We start from the raw sequence: 15,706 nt of genomic DNA on the forward strand, positions 1-15,706 counted from the left end.
GCACGCACGTGACCGTGGAGAGCACTGCCGCGCGCAAGACGACGCGACGCAGCAGCGGCGCCAAGCGCACCACCAGCGCCGCGAGCGCGAAGAAGGCCCAGGCCGCACAGCAGGCCGAGCCCGAGCTCGTTCAGCTGCTGACGCCCGAGGGTGAGCGCGTCCAGCACCCCGAGTACGACATCGACCTGAGCGCGGAGGAACTGCGCGGTCTCTACCGCGACATGGTCCTCACCCGTCGCTTCGACTCCGAGGCCACCTCCCTGCAGCGCCAGGGCGAGCTGGGCCTGTGGGCCTCGCTGCTCGGCCAGGAGGCCGCCCAGATCGGCTCCGGCCGCGCCCTGCGGGACGACGACTACGTCTTCCCGACCTACCGCGAGCACGGTGTCGCCTGGTGCCGCGGGGTCGACCCGACCAACCTGCTCGGCATGTTCCGCGGAGTGAACAACGGCGGCTGGGACCCCAACAGCAACAACTTCCACCTCTACACGATCGTCCTCGGCTCCCAGACCCTGCACGCCACCGGCTACGCCATGGGCATCGCCAAGGACGGCGCGGACTCGGCCGTGATCGCGTACTTCGGCGACGGCGCCTCCAGCCAGGGCGACGTCAACGAGTCCTTCGTGTTCTCCGCCGTCTACAACGCCCCGGTCGTGTTCTTCTGCCAGAACAACCAGTGGGCCATCTCCGAGCCCATCGAGAAGCAGACCCGCGTCCCGCTCTACCAGCGCGCCCGCGGCTTCGGCTTCCCCGGCGTCCGCGTCGACGGCAACGACGTCCTCGCCTGCCTGGCCGTGACCCGCGACGCCCTGGAGCGCGCCCGCCGCGGCGAGGGCCCGACGCTCATCGAGGCGTTCACCTACCGCATGGCCGCCCACACCACCTCCGACGACCCGACCCGCTACCGCCGCGACGCGGAGCGCGAGGCGTGGGAGGCCAAGGACCCGATCCTGCGCCTCAAGGCGTACATGGAGCGCGAGGGCCACGCCGACGCGGCCTTCTTCGAGGAGCTCGAGACGGAGAGCGAGGCGCTCGGCAAGCACGTCCGCGAGGTCGTCCGCGCCATGCCCGTCCCGGACCACATGGCGATGTTCGACAACGTGTACGCGGACGGGCACGCGCTCGTCGACGAGGAGCGCGCGCAGTTCGCCGCGTACCAGGCGTCCTTCGAGGGCGGAGAGGGCGAGTAACGATGGCTGTTCAGAAGCTTCCCCTCGCGAAGGCGCTCAACGAGTCGCTGCGCAAGGCCCTGGAGACCGACCCCAAGGTCGTCGTCATGGGCCTGGACGTCGGCAAGCTGGGCGGTGTCTTCCGGATCACCGACGGCCTGCAGAAGGACTTCGGCGAGGACCGGGTCGTCGACACCCCGCTCGCCGAGTCCGGCATCGTCGGCACCGCGATCGGCCTGGCGCTGCGCGGCTACCGGCCGGTCGTGGAGATCCAGTTCGACGGCTTCGTCTTCCCGGCGTACGACCAGATCGTCACCCAGCTGGCCAAGATGCGGGCCCGCTCGCTCGGCACGGTGAAGATGCCGGTCGTCATCCGCATCCCGTACGGCGGCGGCATCGGCGCCGTCGAGCACCACTCCGAGTCCCCCGAGTCGCTCTTCGCGCACGTCGCGGGCCTGAAGGTGGTCACCCCGGCGAACTCCTCCGACGCCTACTGGATGCTCCAGCAGGCGATCCAGAGCGACGACCCGGTCATCTTCTTCGAGCCCAAGCGCCGTTACTGGGACAAGGGCGAGGTCGACACCGAGGCGATCCCCGGCGAGCTGCACAAGGCACGGGTGGCCCGCGAGGGCACCGACCTGACGCTCGCCGCGTACGGCCCGATGGTGAAGACCTGTCTGGAGGCCGCCGCGGCCGCCGCCGAGGAGGGCAAGTCGGTCGAGGTCCTGGACCTCCGCTCGATCTCCCCGCTCGACTTCGACACCATCCAGACCTCGGTGGAGAAGACCCGCCGGCTGGTCGTGGTGCACGAGGCGCCGGTCTTCTTCGGCTCCGGCGCGGAGATCGCCGCCCGCATCACCGAGCGCTGCTTCTACCACCTGGAGGCCCCCGTCCTGCGGGTCGGCGGCTACCACGCGCCGTATCCGCCGGCGCGCCTGGAGGAGGAGTACCTGCCGGGCCTGGACCGCGTGCTCGACGCCGTCGACCGCTCGCTGGCGTTCTGAGGAGAGCACCGTGACGATCCGCGAATTCAAGATGCCCGACGTGGGCGAGGGCCTCACCGAGGCCGAGATCCTCAAGTGGTACGTCCAGCCGGGTGACACCGTCACCGACGGCCAGGTCGTGTGCGAGGTCGAGACGGCGAAGGCGGCCGTGGAGCTGCCGATCCCGTTCGACGGCACGGTCCACGAACTGCTCTTCCCCGAGGGCACGACGGTCGACGTCGGCCAGGTCATCATCTCGGTGAACGTCGGCGGCGCCGCGCCGGAGGCCCCCGCGGCCCCGGCGCAGGAGCCGGCCGCGGCCCCCGTGCCCGAGCCGGCCCCCGTGCCCGAGCCGGCCGCCGAGCCCGAGCCGGAGGGTCGCCAGCCGGTCCTCGTCGGCTACGGCGTGGCCGCTGCCTCCACCAAGCGCCGGGCCCGCAAGGGCGCGGCGGTGCCCGGCCAGGCCGCCGCGGCCGCGGCGATCCAGGGTGAGCTCAACGGCCACGGCGGACTCGCCACCGCCGCCCGCCCGCTGGCCAAGCCGCCGGTGCGCAAGCTCGCCAAGGACCTCGGCGTGGACCTGACGACGGTGACCCCGACCGGCCCGGACGGGATCATCACCCGTGAGGACGTGCACAGGGCGGCCGCCCCCGCGGTCGAGGCTCCGGCACCCGCGCCCGCCCTGGCGGACGCGGCCCCGGCGTCCGCTCCCACGGCCCCCGCTCCCGCCGCGGTCCCGGCCGCCAGGGCGACGGACGCCCGGGAGACCCGTATCCCCATCAAGGGCGTACGGAAGGCCACGGCGGCGGCGATGGTCGGCTCGGCCTTCACCGCGCCGCACGTCACCGAGTTCGTGACCTTCGACATCACGCGCACGATGAAGCTGGTCGAGGAGCTCAAGTCCGACAAGGACATGGCCGGTCTGCGGGTCAATCCGCTGCTCCTCATCGCCAAGGCCGTCCTGGTCGCGATCAAGCGCAACCCGGACATCAACGCGACCTGGGACGAGGCGGCCCAGGAGATCGTGCTCAAGCACTACGTCAACCTGGGCATCGCCGCGGCCACCCCGCGCGGTCTGATCGTGCCGAACATCAAGGACGCGCACGCCCAGACCCTGCCCGAACTGTCGAAGTCCCTGAGCGAGCTGGTCGCCACGGCCCGCGACGGCAAGACGACCCCCGCCGCGATGCAGGGCGGCACCTTCACCATCACCAACGTGGGCGTCTTCGGCGTCGACACCGGTACGCCGATCATCAACCCGGGCGAGTCCGCGATCCTCGCGGTCGGCGCGATCAAGCTCCAGCCCTGGGTCCACAAGGGCAAGGTGAAGCCCCGCCAGGTCACCACCCTGGCCCTCTCCTTCGACCACCGCCTGGTCGACGGCGAGCTCGGCTCCAAGTTCCTGGCCGACGTGGCCGCGATACTGGAGCAGCCGAAGCGGCTCATCACCTGGGCGTAGTCGCCCGCGCGCTGTTTCACGTGAAACGCCCGGCCGAGGACGGCGACGTCCCCGGCCGGGCGTTCGCGGCTTCCGCCCGTAGGCTGCGCCCGACAGACGATCTCTGCGAAGAGACGGGGGAGCACGCGATGCACACGACAGAGCCCATCGAAGCCCGCATCGAGGACGCGGGCAACATCCTGGTCGCACCTGCGGTCCTGCACGACGACGACCTGGTCAGGGAGTTCTTCGGGACCGTCCTCACCCTTGAGGACCTGGCCTCCGGTGCGCCCGGCCTCACGGGGAAGACCGTCTACCTGTACGGCGACATATCCGGGGCGGCCGCGATCGGCGAGGAGCACCTGCGCGCGGCTGCCCGGGTGTTCGCCGTCCGTGAGCCGTCACACGGTGACCACGCGGACGCCGACGTGCCCTGGCCGACCGTCGGCCCCGGCCGCGTTCCCCTCCGCGTCCACGGCCTCGGCGTGTACTACCGGCGCTTCTTCGCACCCGACGGCGATCACTTCTCACGGATCAGCGCGGAGCACGCCTTCCAGTCCCTGACGGAGTCCACCAAGCCCGGAACGGCGCATCGCAGCGGCATCTACCTCACCCCCGTCACGCGCGACGGGGACGAGCTGCACTTCCGCCTGCTCCGGTGCTCCACGAACCTCTCGGGGCCGACCGAAGGCTTCCGCCCGACCGACACGAGCATCGTCGAGGAGCTGAACCGCGAGGCCGCCGCCGTCTTCCGGGACCACGCACCGCTCAACCACGTGCTCGCGCAGATCTACCACAACACCCGTGCCACGGCCGAGCGCAGACAGTCAAAGGCCAGGATCTCCTCCCACGCCGACAAGACCAAGGACATGCCCGTCAACGGCATCATGGCCTTCTGCACCTTCTACGACCGCCTCGACGGGCTGCAGCCCCTGGCCGGGGACGCCTTCGACCGCGGCGTGAAGGGCGTCAGCGCCTTCACCCGGCTCCGGTTCCGTCTCAAGGAGCCCGCCGGAGAAGGCGCGGGGCTGCCCGAGGAATTTGGCCTGACCCTCCATCCCGGCTCCGTCTTCTTCATGCCGCTGTCCACCAACCGCCTGTACACGCACGAGATCCGGCCCTCGGCGCTCGACGCCGCACTGCTTCCCACCCGCCTGGGTTACGTGGTGCGCTGCTCGGGCACCGAGGCCGTCCACCGGGACGGCCACACCTTCCTCAAGACGGCCCGCGGACCGGTGAGGCTGCAACCGCCCACGCCGGCCGGCCTGGACGAGCTGCGCCGGCTGTACGCCGAGGAGAACAGGACCTCGTCCTTCATCGATTACGGCGAGGAATTCCTCTTCAGCATGAACGCGGGAGATTACCTTGCCCCCCACGTCTGAATCGCCCCGCGAGTCGTCCAGCATTTCCGACGAGATCATTCTGTGTGACCTCGCGACCGAAGAGGACCTCTTCGCGGAGCTTTCCGCTTCGGTCCTTTTCGAGGACGTGGGAAAGGGCCGGCGAGGCGCCGTGCTCACCAGGATCGACGAGTCGGGGCGGGTGCCCCTCGTGAGGACCACCACGCGCTACGGCAGCCCGGCGCAGCCCTTCCGGCCGGTCCACGAACGCCTCGCGCGACGCATCCGGGAACGGGCCGCCCTCCCCGGCCGCTTCGACAACGCTCTCGTCGAGAGCTACACCCACGCCTACCGGACCATGGGGAGCCATTCCGACCAGGCCCTCGACCTGGCCGAGAACTCCTTCATCGCCGTGTTCTCCTGCTACCGGGACCCCTCGGCGGGCCCGTCGAGGAAGCTGGTCTTCGAGGAGAAGGGGCCCGGAACGGAGACGTTCGAGATCCCCCTCGCCCACCACGGCGTCGTGGCGTTCTCCACCGCCACGAACCGGCGCCTCAGACACCGGATCCTCCTCGACGCGCCCGCCCAGGCACCGGACAACACGTGGCTGGGCGTGACCTTCCGGATGTCGAAGACCCTCGTCCGCTACCACGACGGCCACGTCCACCTGCCGGAGGGAGCGCGCCTGACGGCCGCCGACGAGGAGCAGCGGCGCGCGTTCTACCGGCTGCGGCGCCGCGAGAACGAGGAGACGGACTTCGTCTACCCGCCGCTGACGTACACCGTCAGCGAGAGCGATCTGATGCCGCCCCGCCCGCCCGACGGGAGCGGCTGACCCGCCGGCAGGCCCGTCCGCATCGCGGACGGGCCTGTCTGTTGCACCCCTGTTGTATCTAAGCTGTGCGCATGCCCGCCGTCGCACCCACCCGCACCAAGCAGCCGCCCGCGGCCGACCGCGTCTACATGCACGTCAAGCAGGCGGTGCTCGACCGCCGCTACGAGGGAGGCACCCTCCTCACCGAAGGGGAACTGGCCCAGGCCGTCGGGGTGTCCCGGACGCCCGTGCGCGAGGCGCTACTCAAGCTGGAGATGGAAGGGCTGCTCAAGCTCTACCCCAAGAAGGGCGCTCTCGTGCTCGCCGTGTCCGCGCAGGAGATCGCGGACGTCGTCGAGACCCGTCTCCTCGTCGAGGAGTTCGCCGTACGGCGGGCCGTGCCCGCGCCGCCCGCGCTGATCGCCCGGCTCGAGGAACTCCTGGAGGAGCAGAAGCGGCGGGCCGAGGCCGGTGACCTCGCCGAGGTCGCCGTCACCGACCGCTGCTTCCACGCCGAGATCGTGCGCCACGCCGGCAACCAGATCCTGGCCCGGCTGTACGACCAGATGCGCGACCGGCAGCTGCGGATGGGCGTCGCCGTCATGCAGTCGCAGCCCGACCGGATCGCCAAGAACATCGCCGAACACGCCGAGATCCTGGACCGGATCAAGGCCGGGGACGTGGAGGGCGCCGCCCACTGCGTGCGCCAGCACCTCAGCTGGGTCAAGGTGCTCGCCCGGGGTGAGGAGCGGTGAGCCGGGACGGATACGGTCCGGCGGTCAGCCTGCCCGGCGACCCGCCCGGCGGCCGCCGCGCCGCCCTCGTCTGGGGCGTCGGCGTCGCCGTCTACTTCGTCGCCGTCATCTTCCGCACCTCGCTCGGCGTCGCCGGACTCGACGCCGCCGACCGCTTCGGCGTCAACGCCTCCGCCCTGTCCACCTTCTCCATACTCCAGCTGCTGGTCTACGCGGGCATGCAGATACCCGTCGGCCTCATGGTCGACCGGCTCGGCACCAAGAAGGTGCTGACCTTCGGCGTGCTGCTGTTCACCCTGGGCCAGCTGGGCTTCGCGCTCTCCCCCTCGTACGGCATGGCCCTCGCCTCCCGCGCCCTGCTCGGCTGCGGCGACGCGATGACCTTCATCAGCGTGCTGCGGCTCGGCAACCGCTGGTTCCCCGCCCGCCGCGGGCCGCTCGTCGCACAGCTCGCCGGACTGGTCGGCATGGCCGGCAACCTCGTCTCCACGATCGTCCTCTCCCGGCTCCTGCACGGCGTCGGCTGGACCGCCGCCTTCGCGGGGAGTTCCGTCGCGGGCGTCCTCGTCCTCGTGCTGCTGCTGCTGTTCCTCAAGGACCACCCCGAGGGCCACGAGCCCGCGCCCGCACCGCGCGCCGGCGGCGCGTCCGTCCGCCGGCAGATCGCCGAGTCCTGGCGGGAGCCCGGCACCCGGCTCGGCCTGTGGGTGCACTTCACCACCCAGTTCCCCGCCATGGTGTTCCTGCTGCTGTGGGGCATGCCCTTCCTCGTCGAGGCCCAGGGCCTCGAACGGGGGACCGCGGGCGAACTGCTGACCCTGGTCGTGCTCTCCAACATGGTGGTCGGACTCGTCTACGGGCAGGTCATCGCCCGGCACCACGCCGCCCGCGCTCCCCTGGCGCTCGGCACCATCGCCGTCACGGCCCTGCTGTGGGCGACGACGCTCGCCTATCCGGGGGACCGGGCGCCGATGTGGCTGCTGATCACCCTCTGCGTCGTCCTCGGCGCCTGCGGCCCGGCCTCCATGATCGGCTTCGACTTCGCCCGCCCCGCCAACCCGCCCGAGCGGCAGGGCACGGCCTCCGGCATCGTCAACATGGGCGGCTTCGTGGCCTCCATGACGACGCTCTTCGCGGTGGGCGTGCTGCTGGACGCCACCGGCGACGACTACCGGATCGCCTTCTCCTCCGTCTTCGTCCTCGAAGCGCTCGGCGTCGTGCAGATCCTCCGGCTGAAGTCCCGCACCGCCCGCCGGGAGCGCGAACGGCTGGTCGCGAGCCGCGTGGAGGCGGTGCACGTACCGGCGTGAGGCCCGCTCGGGAACCGGCGCGGGCCGCTCACGTACCGGCGTGAGGCCGGCTCGGGGACCGGCGCGGGCCGCTCACGTGCCGGGCGTGAGGCCCGCTTGCGGACCGGCGCGGGCCGCTCACGCGTGAGGCCCGTCCGGGGACCGGCGCGGCCCGCTCACGTGCCGGCTCGGGGCCGCTCAGTTCGGCGTGACCGCGAAGTGGGCGAGGATCGCGCGGGCCAGGTCCTCGTCGCCCTCGATCTTCACCCGGTCGGCCACATCGGCCGGCCGGACCCGGCCGCAGGCCAGCCGGACATAGGTCTCCCAGTCCGTCGCCAGCGTCACCGCGGGCCCGAGCGAGGGCGCGCCGTCGACGGAACCGTTGCCCTCGGCGTCCACCCGCACCGTGCGCAGGAACTCCACCGGGCCGCTCACGTCGAAGACGACCGCCGAACTCGCCGGAGCCCCCGCCTCCTTCGCCACCACGTGCGGCAGCGCCTCCAGGAGCACGTCACGGGTGATGTACGCGCCGGGGGAGTCCAGGTTGCCGGGGACGCCCAGCGCGGTGCGCAGGTCCTGCTCGTGCACCCAGCAGTCGAAGGCGCGCATCCGGTAGGCCAGTTCCAGGGTCTGCTCGGCGCCGAGAGGGGCGCGGATCAGGGTGTCGGGCGACCGGTTCTCGTTGCGCAGCTGCCGGGCCCGCCGGATCAGGACGTACTCCAGCTCCGCGGTCATCTCCGGCGCGGTGTGGTGCCGCCGCACGTCGACCTGCATCTCCATGTAGCGGGCGAAGTCGCTGCGCACGTGGAAGAGGTCGCGGGGCAGGCTGTGGATGGGGCGCGGATCGCCGAGCATCTCGGTCTCCATGCCGATGACATGGGAGACGATGTCGCGGACCGACCAGCCCGGGCACGGTGTGGCGCGGTTCCACTCGCCCTCGACGAGCGGCTGCACCAGCTCGGCTATCGCTTCGACGGAGTGGGTCCAGGCGTCGGCGTAGTTCTGGAGGCTGGGATGGACGGTCACGGGACCCCTCGGCGGTTCTGCGGTGCGCGGGCTGGCTAGCTGGCGGGCTGAAAACATGACTCGTGGGCGGCTCGGTCGCTAAGTTACGCTGCCCGAAGGCACCCCGGCAGTGCTTTCGTGTGACGATCGTAGGCCGGAGTCGACGGCTCGAATGCCAGGACGGTGGTAGTGTGCGCGCCTCACTGATCCAGATCGCGGTGAATCCGGACGAGACGGTCGAAACGCGGCGCGCCCGTGTGGCGCGGCTGGTGCGGGAGGAACGCGGCGCCGCCGAGCTGGTCGTCCTCCCGGAGCTGTGGACGACGGGCGCCTTCGCCTACGAGGACTTCGTCGCCGAGGCGGAGCCGCTGAAGGGCCCCACGTACGAGGCGATGTCCGCCGCCGCGCGCGACGCGGAGGTCTGGCTGCACGCCGGTTCGGTCGTCGAGGCCGCGGGCGGCGCCCTCTACAACACCTCGCTGGTCTTCTCCCCCGACGGCGAACTCGCCGCGAGCTACCGGAAGATCCACCGCTTCGGCTTCGACAAGGGCGAGGCGGTGATGATGGCGGCCGGCACCGACCTGGTCACCGTCGGCCTGCCGGGGCTCACCGCCGGCCTCGCCACCTGCTACGACCTGCGCTTCCCCGAGCTCTTCCGCGGCCTCGTCGACGCCGGTGCCCAGCTCCTCGTCGTCCCGGCGGGCTGGCCCGCCCGGCGCCTCGGCCACTGGACCCTGCTGGCGCGGGCCCGGGCCGTCGAGAACCAGTCGTACGTCCTGGCCTGCGGCACCGCCGGCACCCACGCGGGGGTCGAACAGGCCGGTCACTCGCTGGTCGTCGACCCGTGGGGAGAGGTCCTCGCGGAGGCCGGCCCCGACGAGGAGACCCTGCGCGTCACCCTCGACCCGGCGAAGGTCACGGCCACCCGCGAGCAGTTCCCGGCGCTGAAGGACCGGGTCCTGTAGGACCGGCCGGGCTGCGGGACCGGTGCCGTAGGGCCCGCGTCCGCGACCTGTCCGCGGACCCCGGGCGCCAGGTCCCGGCCGCTCTCCCCCCCGGCCCCCCCCCGGCCCCACCCCGGCACGACGCCGTCGCCCGCCCGCCGACCGCGCGCCCACGCCCGCCCCCTGCCCGGACGGAGGACGGCGCCCTCAGACGGTGATGGCGTTCAGGGCGGCGGGCCGGAGACCCGCCGGTGGCCCGGGCCGTGTCCCCGGCCCCGCCCCCACCGCCGGCCCCGCCCCCACCGCCGGCCCCGGCCCGGCCCCCGGCTCGGGGACGTAGGCGGCCCATGCCTCGGCCAGCCTGCTCACGGCCCGCTCCAGCTCCCGCGCCGGCAGCAGGAAGTGCAGCCGCAGCATGCGGCCGCTGCCGCCCAGGGCGTCCATGGTGGAGCCGGGCAGCACGGCCACCCCGTGGCGCAGCGCGACCTGCGCGAACGACACCCCGTCGCCGTACGGAAGCCCGACCCACAGGGTCTGCCCGCCCGAGGCCGGCGGGCAGCTCCACGAGGGCAGCCGGCGTCCCAGCTCGGCACGCAGCAGGTCGTGACCGGCGCGCAGCTCCGCCACCCGCGCCCGCAGCAGCGGCTCGAAGGAGCCGAGCAGCCGCGCCGCCACCAGCTGCGCCGGAACGTCACTGCCGAGGTCGTGCAGTGCCTTCAGCCGGGCGAGCCGTGCCACCAGCGGGGCCGGGCCCCGCACCCAGCCGATCCGCAGACCGCCCCAGACCGCCTTGCTGAGCGAGCCGACGCCGATGACCTCCGTACCGTACGAGGACAGCGGCGGCGGCCCCGGGCGGTCCCCGAAGCCCAGCTCGCTCAGCACCTCGTCCTCCACCAGCGGCACCCCGTGCTCCTCCGCCGCCGCCACCAGACGCCGCCCGAGCAGGGGCGGCAGGACCGTGCCGGTCGGGTTGTGCAGGTGCGGGACCACATAGGCGAGGGCCGGCCGGTGACGTTCCATCAGCCGTACGGCCTCCGCCACGTCGAGGCCGTCGGGTCCGACCGCCACCGGGTGCGGCACCGCCGCCGCCTCCCGGAACAGGTCGAGCGCCCCCGGATAGGTCGGCGCCTCCACGAGCACCCCGTCGCCCGGCGCCACCAGGAGCCGGGTCAGCAGACCGATCGCCTGCTGGGCGCCGGTGGTGACCAGGACCTGCGCCGGCGAGGTCGGCACGCCCCGCTCCTCGTACCGCCGGGCGACGGCCTCGCGCAGCGCGGGCAGCCCGGCCGGGTGGTAGCCGAGGTCGTGCGCGGGCAGGACGAGACCGGCGTACGCCTCGGCCAGCGCGGGCGGCGGGGACGGCGGCGCGGCACAGCTCAGCAGGACGACGTCGTCACCGGAATGCTCCAGCAGGTGCAGGAACATCGGGTTGGACGTCTCCGTCACCCGTGGGACGGGCGGGGCCAGGGCCGCCGGCGCCACCCGCGTACCGCTGCCCTGACGGCGCACCAGACGGCCTTCCTGGCGCAGCGTGTCGTAGGCGGCGACCACCGTCGTGCGGCCCACCGAGAGCGCGGTCGCGAGCCGCCGGTCGGGCGGCAGCCGCGCGCCGGCCGGCAACAGGCCCTCGTCGATCAGCTGCCGCATCCGGGCGGCCAGCAACAGGTACAGCGGCCCGCGCCCGGCGGACCAGCGGCCGAGCCAGGCGACCAGCTCGCCCACGGCGGGTGTCATTGGATCCATCGGCGGACCAATCTGCCGGGATTGGTCCTGTGGGCGCAAGCCCGCCGTCCCCAGACTGGGCGTCATGAGCGCCGAGACCGCAACCCCTTCGTCCACCGACCGCCCCGAGACCCTCGCCGTCCACGCGCCGCAGCCGGAGATCCGCGGCAGCCGGCCGCTCGGCGTCCCCCTCCACCAGGGGCACGTCTTCGGCTTCGACAGCGCCGACGCCCTCGCCGAGGCCTTCGAGTCGCCCGACGCCTTCCTCTACAGCCGCATGGGCAATCCCACCGTCCGCTCCCTGGAACTGGCCGTCGCCCGGCTCGAGGGCGGCGCCGACGCCCTCTCGTACGCCTCCGGCATGGGCGCCATCAACAGCGTGCTGTTCGGTCTGCTCTCCACCGGCGGACACGTCGTCGCGCAGCGCTGCCTCTACGGCGGCACCTACGCCGTCCTCACCGACCTCGCCGCACGCTGGGGCGTCGAGGTCAGCCACGTCTCCGGCACCGACCCGGACGAGGTGCGCGCCGCGCTGCGCCCCGAGACCCGGCTGCTCTACCTGGAGACCATCGCCAACCCGACCACCCGGGTCTCCGACCTGCCCGCGCTGATCGCCGCCGCCCACGAGGCCGGGGTGCCGTCCGTCGTCGACAACACCTTCGCCTCGCCGCTGCTGTGCCGGCCGATCGAGTACGGCGCCGATGTCGTCGTGCACTCGGCGACCAAGTACCTCGCCGGCCACGCCGACGTCCTCGGCGGCGTCGCCGTCTTCAAGGACGCGGAGCTGCACCGCCGGATCCGCCACCACGCGGTGGAACAGGGCGCCGTCACCGATCCGTTCGCCGCCTGGCTGACGCTGCGCGGGCTTCAGACGCTGCCGCTGCGCATCGAGCGGCAGAGCGCGAGCGCCGCCGAGCTCGCCGGCCGCCTCGCCGCCCACCCGGCGGTGGCCGCCGTCCGCCACCCGGCCCTGGCCGGGCACCCGGACCGCGAGGTGGCGGCCCGGCTGCTGCCGAGGGGCGGCGGCGGGGTCGTCTCCATGGACCTGGCGGGCGGCCGGGAAGCCGGCCGGGCCTTCGTGGAGGCGGTCCGCCTCGCGTCGCTCAGCGTCTCCCTCGGCGACGTGCGGACCCTCGTCATGCACCCGGCCTCCACCTCCCACCGCCAGCTGGACGAGCGGGCCCTCGCCACGGCGGGCATCGCCCCCGGCACGGTCCGGCTCTCCGTCGGCATCGAGCACGTCGAGGACCTGTGGGAGGACCTGGAGCAGGCGCTGGCCAAGGCCCTGTAGGCCGATACGAGGAGGGTGCCGGGGGCGGTCAGTCCTCCCGCTCCCGTTCGGCCATCCGGATCACGCACACCGCGACCGCGATCAGCAGGGCGGGGTCGGCGTCCTCGCGGACCACGTCGACCGCGTAGGTGTCGCGGACGCGGAACCACCGGCGCGAGATGTGGGCGAGGAGTTCGCCGTCGTACTCGACGGCGAACTCCCGGTCCAGGATCCGCCCGCTCACGTCCAGCTCGGTGCCCTCGGCCAGGGTGACCCGGAAGTGGTTGCGCAGCAGCGACAGGCGCTTGCGGCGGATGGTGGCGAGGGGCTTGTCGTCCCGTTCGACGGTCATCGTGTCGCGCAGGCTGAACATCTTCTGCCGCAGGGTGACCAGGACCCGCCCGTCCGGGTCCTTCAGCTCCAGGGTGTCGCGCAGCCGTAGCGCCTTGCCGTCGACGAGGAAGGCGTGCCCGCCCCGCTCGTCCTCGATCCAGTAGTCGTCACCGACGGCGAAGATCTTGTCGCGTACCAGGTATTTCATGGCGGTATGCCTTCCCCGTCACAGCGGGAAGTAGCGGGTGAAGGGGTCCGGGGCCACGCCGAGCGTGGCGCCGAAGGGGGCGTCCAGCTGGTAGATCAGCAGGACGGTGAAGGCGATGAAGCCGGACAGGCCCATCACCAGGATCACGTGGGTGGTGTTGCGTTCGAGGCCGAAGAGGAACATGAAGGCCACGGTCAGCACGCCGCCGATGATCAGTCCCGTCCACAGGACCACGGAGAGGCTTTCCCCGGCCGCGGTCTCCCGGCCCCGGCGGGCGTCGTCGACGTAGCCGAGCTGGGCCAGCACCTCCTGGGCGGCGATCTGCTGGGACAGGGTGGCGCGGCCGGTGAGCTCGCCGGCCGTGCGCAGCCGGTCGAGCAGCGCCCAGCCCTCCGTGCCGAGGGGTTCGCGCTCGGCCATCCGGGGCCATTCGACCTCCACGACGTGCGCGGCGTACGCGCGGGCGGCGTCCCGCACCGGCTGCCGCTGGGCGGCGGGCAGCGCGTCGGCCAGGAGGTAGGTCTGGTGCAGGGCGCTCGCCTCGGTCTGCACCCGGTCGTCGGCGGTGGCGCGGTTGTCCCAGACGGACACCAGGCACAGGCCGAGCACGAGCGCGTAGAAGACCGACACCATCATTGAGATGTACTCGGCGACGTCCTCGCGGGGCTCCTCGCCCTCCCGGAGCGGGAAGAGCCTGGTCTTGACGACCACGGCGAGCGCGGCGACCACGGCGACGGCGAAGACGACGACGAGGGTTTCGAGGAGGGCCATGAGACCTCTCAGCAGGCTTTCTCAGCGGTGGCGGGAACCGAGCAGGGCGGCGGCGACGGCGGCCGGGATGAGGATCAGGAGCAGCGTCAGGACGGTCCCGAGCTGCGGGAGTTCGCGGTAGCGGCGGTGCAGGCGCGGCAGGAGTCCCTCGTCGCCGGCCGCCGCCGCGGGGGGCCGGGTGGCCGGCACCTGGGCCGGGACCTCGCCCGGTTCCTCGGCGACGGCGGCCGGCGGCCGCACTCCGGGCGGCCGCACCTCGCCGGGTGGGCGCACGGCGCTCGGCGGGCGGGCGACGCCGGGAGGCGGTACGGCCCCCGGAGGCGGTACGGCACCGGGCGGCGGTACGGCACCGGGCGGCGGGGCGGCCGGGGGCGGGGCCGCGCCCGGAGCCGTACCACCGGTCAGGGCGCGCACGCCGGCCTCGGCCAGGGCGGCTGCCGCCGCCTCGGCCACCGCTGCGGCCGCCGCCGCGTCGGCGGCGACCTCCGCGGCGGAGACGGGCGCGCCGGGAGGACCGACCGGCAGGGGGCCGAGACCGGGGGCCCCGGCACCGGCTCCGGCGGCACCCGCCGCCCCGGGCACACCGGCGGCTCCCGCACCCGCAGCGCCTGCCCCCGGAGCCCCCGGAGCCCCTGGAGCACCCGGCGTCCCCGGCGTCCCCGGAGTCCCTGGAGCACCCGGCGTCCCCGGCGTCCCCGGAGTCCCTGGAGTACCCGGCGCCCCCGGCGTCCCCGGCGCTCCTGGGGACGCACCCGTCCCGCCCGGCCGCTCCGGCCGCACCGGACGCGCCCCCGGTACGGCGTCCAGCCGGAACACCGCCGTGGCGCGGGCGGTGAGCGGCGGTGCCGGGACCCGCTCGCCGAGCTCCCCCACCGTCGTGACGCGGTCGCTGCCGGAGACGAGCCCTTCGCTGCGGTAGGTCCCGGGCGGCCGCCGTACCGTCGCCGTGCAGTCGGCGGAGGCGCCGGGGGCGAGCGACGGCAGGGGCGCGGACCGCCGCACCCCGCACACGATCCCGCCCGGCACGGCGCCCAGGGGCGGGTCGGAGAGCCGGATCGCGTGGACGGGCCGGTTGCCCCGGTTGGTCACGGTGTAGCGCACGACCGCCTCCCCGGGGCCGGTCACGCGGACCGCCTCCGCCAGGGCGAGGGCACCGGCCACGCCCTCGTAACCGGAGCGCGCGGTGGCCGTGAGGCGCTTGCCGAGGGAGGGGACGTCACCGGTCGCGCGGGCCGTCGTGGTGTGCCGGCCGGGCAGGGCCGGGAAGCGGGCCGTGCACTGCACCGACGTGAGCGCCGCGAGCGGACCCGCCGGGCAGGTGACCCGGCCGCCCGGCACGCCGGGGTCGGTGACCCGTACCCGGTGGAGATCCGCCTCGCCCCGGTTGACCAGGCGGTAGCGCTTGACGACCACCGCGCCGACCCGCACGGCGGGCCACCCGGCGCGGACGGTGTTCACGGTGACGGTCAGCCCCAGGGCGCCGTCCCCGGCTCCGCCGGCCCGGGCGGGCGGAGCCGTCAGGGGCAGCAGCAGGGTCAGCAGGAGGGCCAGGAGCGCGGGCAGGAGCAGCAGCGGGGACAGCGGGGCGTGCCGCAGCCACATGACGGGCACCTCCTGGCGCTGGGACGGCCGTACCGCCGTCCGTCCGGCGGACCGGACGACCGGAGT

General features: G+C 73.5%; 14 protein-coding genes. 9 read left to right on the forward strand and 5 right to left on the reverse strand.

What is annotated here, in order from left to right; genetic code table 11:
- The first annotated feature begins 8 nt into the window (after positions 1 to 8).
- From pdhA to ABD954_RS17510, 7 genes are all read left to right on the forward strand, one after another.
- On the forward strand, positions 9 to 1,187 hold the full coding sequence (pdhA, locus tag ABD954_RS17480; RefSeq protein WP_345486961.1) for a pyruvate dehydrogenase (acetyl-transferring) E1 component subunit alpha: 1,179 nt from the start codon (positions 9 to 11) through the stop codon (positions 1,185 to 1,187).
- A 2-nt stretch (positions 1,188 to 1,189) separates the two neighbouring features.
- The gene (locus tag ABD954_RS17485) at positions 1,190 to 2,170 is read left to right on the forward strand and encodes an alpha-ketoacid dehydrogenase subunit beta (protein WP_345486962.1); all 981 of its coding nucleotides are present in this window, start codon (positions 1,190 to 1,192) and stop codon (positions 2,168 to 2,170) included.
- Between the two features lie 31 nt (positions 2,171 to 2,201).
- Complete coding sequence (locus ABD954_RS17490) at positions 2,202 to 3,608, forward strand: dihydrolipoamide acetyltransferase family protein (protein WP_345492247.1); 1,407 nt, start codon at positions 2,202 to 2,204, stop codon at positions 3,606 to 3,608.
- A 128-nt stretch (positions 3,609 to 3,736) separates the two neighbouring features.
- Positions 3,737 to 4,969: a hypothetical protein gene (locus tag ABD954_RS17495; protein ID WP_345486963.1), complete on the forward strand. Its 1,233-nt coding sequence runs from the start codon at positions 3,737 to 3,739 to the stop codon at positions 4,967 to 4,969.
- Between the two features lie 22 nt (positions 4,970 to 4,991).
- Entirely contained in the window at positions 4,992 to 5,762 is a 771-nt protein-coding gene (locus tag ABD954_RS17500) for an alpha-ketoglutarate-dependent dioxygenase AlkB (protein WP_345492249.1), read from the forward strand.
- Between the two features lie 71 nt (positions 5,763 to 5,833).
- Positions 5,834 to 6,496 carry a GntR family transcriptional regulator gene (locus ABD954_RS17505; RefSeq protein ID WP_345486964.1) on the forward strand — a complete coding sequence of 221 codons (663 nt, stop codon included), beginning with the start codon at positions 5,834 to 5,836 and terminating at the stop codon, positions 6,494 to 6,496.
- Complete coding sequence (locus tag ABD954_RS17510) at positions 6,493 to 7,806, forward strand: MFS transporter (protein ID WP_345486965.1); 1,314 nt, start codon at positions 6,493 to 6,495, stop codon at positions 7,804 to 7,806. The genes ABD954_RS17505 and ABD954_RS17510 overlap by 4 nt, the downstream gene beginning before the upstream one ends.
- Before the next feature lie 177 nt (positions 7,807 to 7,983).
- Here the strand turns inward: ABD954_RS17510 and ABD954_RS17515 are convergent, their stop codons facing one another.
- Positions 7,984 to 8,811: a maleylpyruvate isomerase family mycothiol-dependent enzyme gene (locus ABD954_RS17515; RefSeq protein WP_345486966.1), complete on the reverse strand. Its 828-nt coding sequence runs from the start codon at positions 8,809 to 8,811 to the stop codon at positions 7,984 to 7,986.
- 170 nt (positions 8,812 to 8,981) lie between these two features.
- On the opposite strand from ABD954_RS17515, the gene ABD954_RS17520 reads away from it, so the two are divergent.
- The gene (locus ABD954_RS17520; protein WP_345486967.1) at positions 8,982 to 9,755 is read left to right on the forward strand and encodes a carbon-nitrogen family hydrolase; all 774 of its coding nucleotides are present in this window, start codon (positions 8,982 to 8,984) and stop codon (positions 9,753 to 9,755) included.
- A gap of 186 nt (positions 9,756 to 9,941) precedes the next feature.
- Here ABD954_RS17520 and ABD954_RS17525 read toward each other — a convergent pair whose 3' ends face one another.
- Positions 9,942 to 11,468 (reverse strand): aminotransferase-like domain-containing protein, encoded by a 1,527-nt coding sequence (locus ABD954_RS17525; RefSeq protein WP_345486968.1) that lies wholly within the window; start codon positions 11,466 to 11,468, stop codon positions 9,942 to 9,944.
- A gap of 73 nt (positions 11,469 to 11,541) precedes the next feature.
- On the opposite strand from ABD954_RS17525, the gene ABD954_RS17530 reads away from it, so the two are divergent.
- Positions 11,542 to 12,747, forward strand: a complete 1,206-nt coding sequence (locus ABD954_RS17530) for a trans-sulfuration enzyme family protein (RefSeq protein WP_345486969.1) — start codon at positions 11,542 to 11,544, stop codon at positions 12,745 to 12,747.
- Positions 12,748 to 12,775: 28 nt separating this feature from the next.
- On the opposite strand, the gene ABD954_RS17535 is transcribed toward ABD954_RS17530, so the two are convergent.
- From ABD954_RS17535 to ABD954_RS17545, 3 genes are read right to left on the reverse strand one after another with little or no spacing between them, the layout of a single operon-like run.
- Entirely contained in the window at positions 12,776 to 13,267 is a 492-nt protein-coding gene (locus ABD954_RS17535; RefSeq protein ID WP_345486970.1) for an LURP-one-related/scramblase family protein, read from the reverse strand.
- An 18-nt stretch (positions 13,268 to 13,285) separates the two neighbouring features.
- Positions 13,286 to 14,038: a bestrophin-like domain gene (locus ABD954_RS17540; RefSeq protein ID WP_345486971.1), complete on the reverse strand. Its 753-nt coding sequence runs from the start codon at positions 14,036 to 14,038 to the stop codon at positions 13,286 to 13,288.
- Positions 14,039 to 14,059: 21 nt separating this feature from the next.
- On the reverse strand, positions 14,060 to 15,640 hold the full coding sequence (locus tag ABD954_RS17545) for a hypothetical protein (protein WP_345486972.1): 1,581 nt from the start codon (positions 15,638 to 15,640) through the stop codon (positions 14,060 to 14,062).
- Positions 15,641 to 15,706: the final 66 nt, after the last annotated feature.

The organism is Streptomyces roseoviridis, assembly GCF_039535235.1.
Lineage (GTDB): Bacteria > Actinomycetota > Actinomycetes > Streptomycetales > Streptomycetaceae > Streptomyces > Streptomyces roseoviridis.

Coding starts and splice junctions, on each gene's coding strand:
- ABD954_RS17495 (WP_345486963.1), top strand. CDS start 3,737: ATGCACACGACAGAGCCCATCGAAGCCCGCATCGAGGACGCGGGCAAC.
- ABD954_RS17490 (WP_345492247.1), top strand. CDS start 2,202: ATGCCCGACGTGGGCGAGGGCCTCACCGAGGCCGAGATCCTCAAGTGG.
- ABD954_RS17545 (WP_345486972.1), bottom strand. CDS start 15,640: ATGTGGCTGCGGCACGCCCCGCTGTCCCCGCTGCTGCTCCTGCCCGCG.
- ABD954_RS17535 (WP_345486970.1), bottom strand. CDS start 13,267: ATGAAATACCTGGTACGCGACAAGATCTTCGCCGTCGGTGACGACTAC.
- ABD954_RS17485 (WP_345486962.1), top strand. CDS start 1,190: ATGGCTGTTCAGAAGCTTCCCCTCGCGAAGGCGCTCAACGAGTCGCTG.
- ABD954_RS17530 (WP_345486969.1), top strand. CDS start 11,542: ATGAGCGCCGAGACCGCAACCCCTTCGTCCACCGACCGCCCCGAGACC.
- ABD954_RS17525 (WP_345486968.1), bottom strand. CDS start 11,468: ATGACACCCGCCGTGGGCGAGCTGGTCGCCTGGCTCGGCCGCTGGTCC.
- ABD954_RS17505 (WP_345486964.1), top strand. CDS start 5,834: ATGCCCGCCGTCGCACCCACCCGCACCAAGCAGCCGCCCGCGGCCGAC.
- ABD954_RS17540 (WP_345486971.1), bottom strand. CDS start 14,038: ATGGCCCTCCTCGAAACCCTCGTCGTCGTCTTCGCCGTCGCCGTGGTC.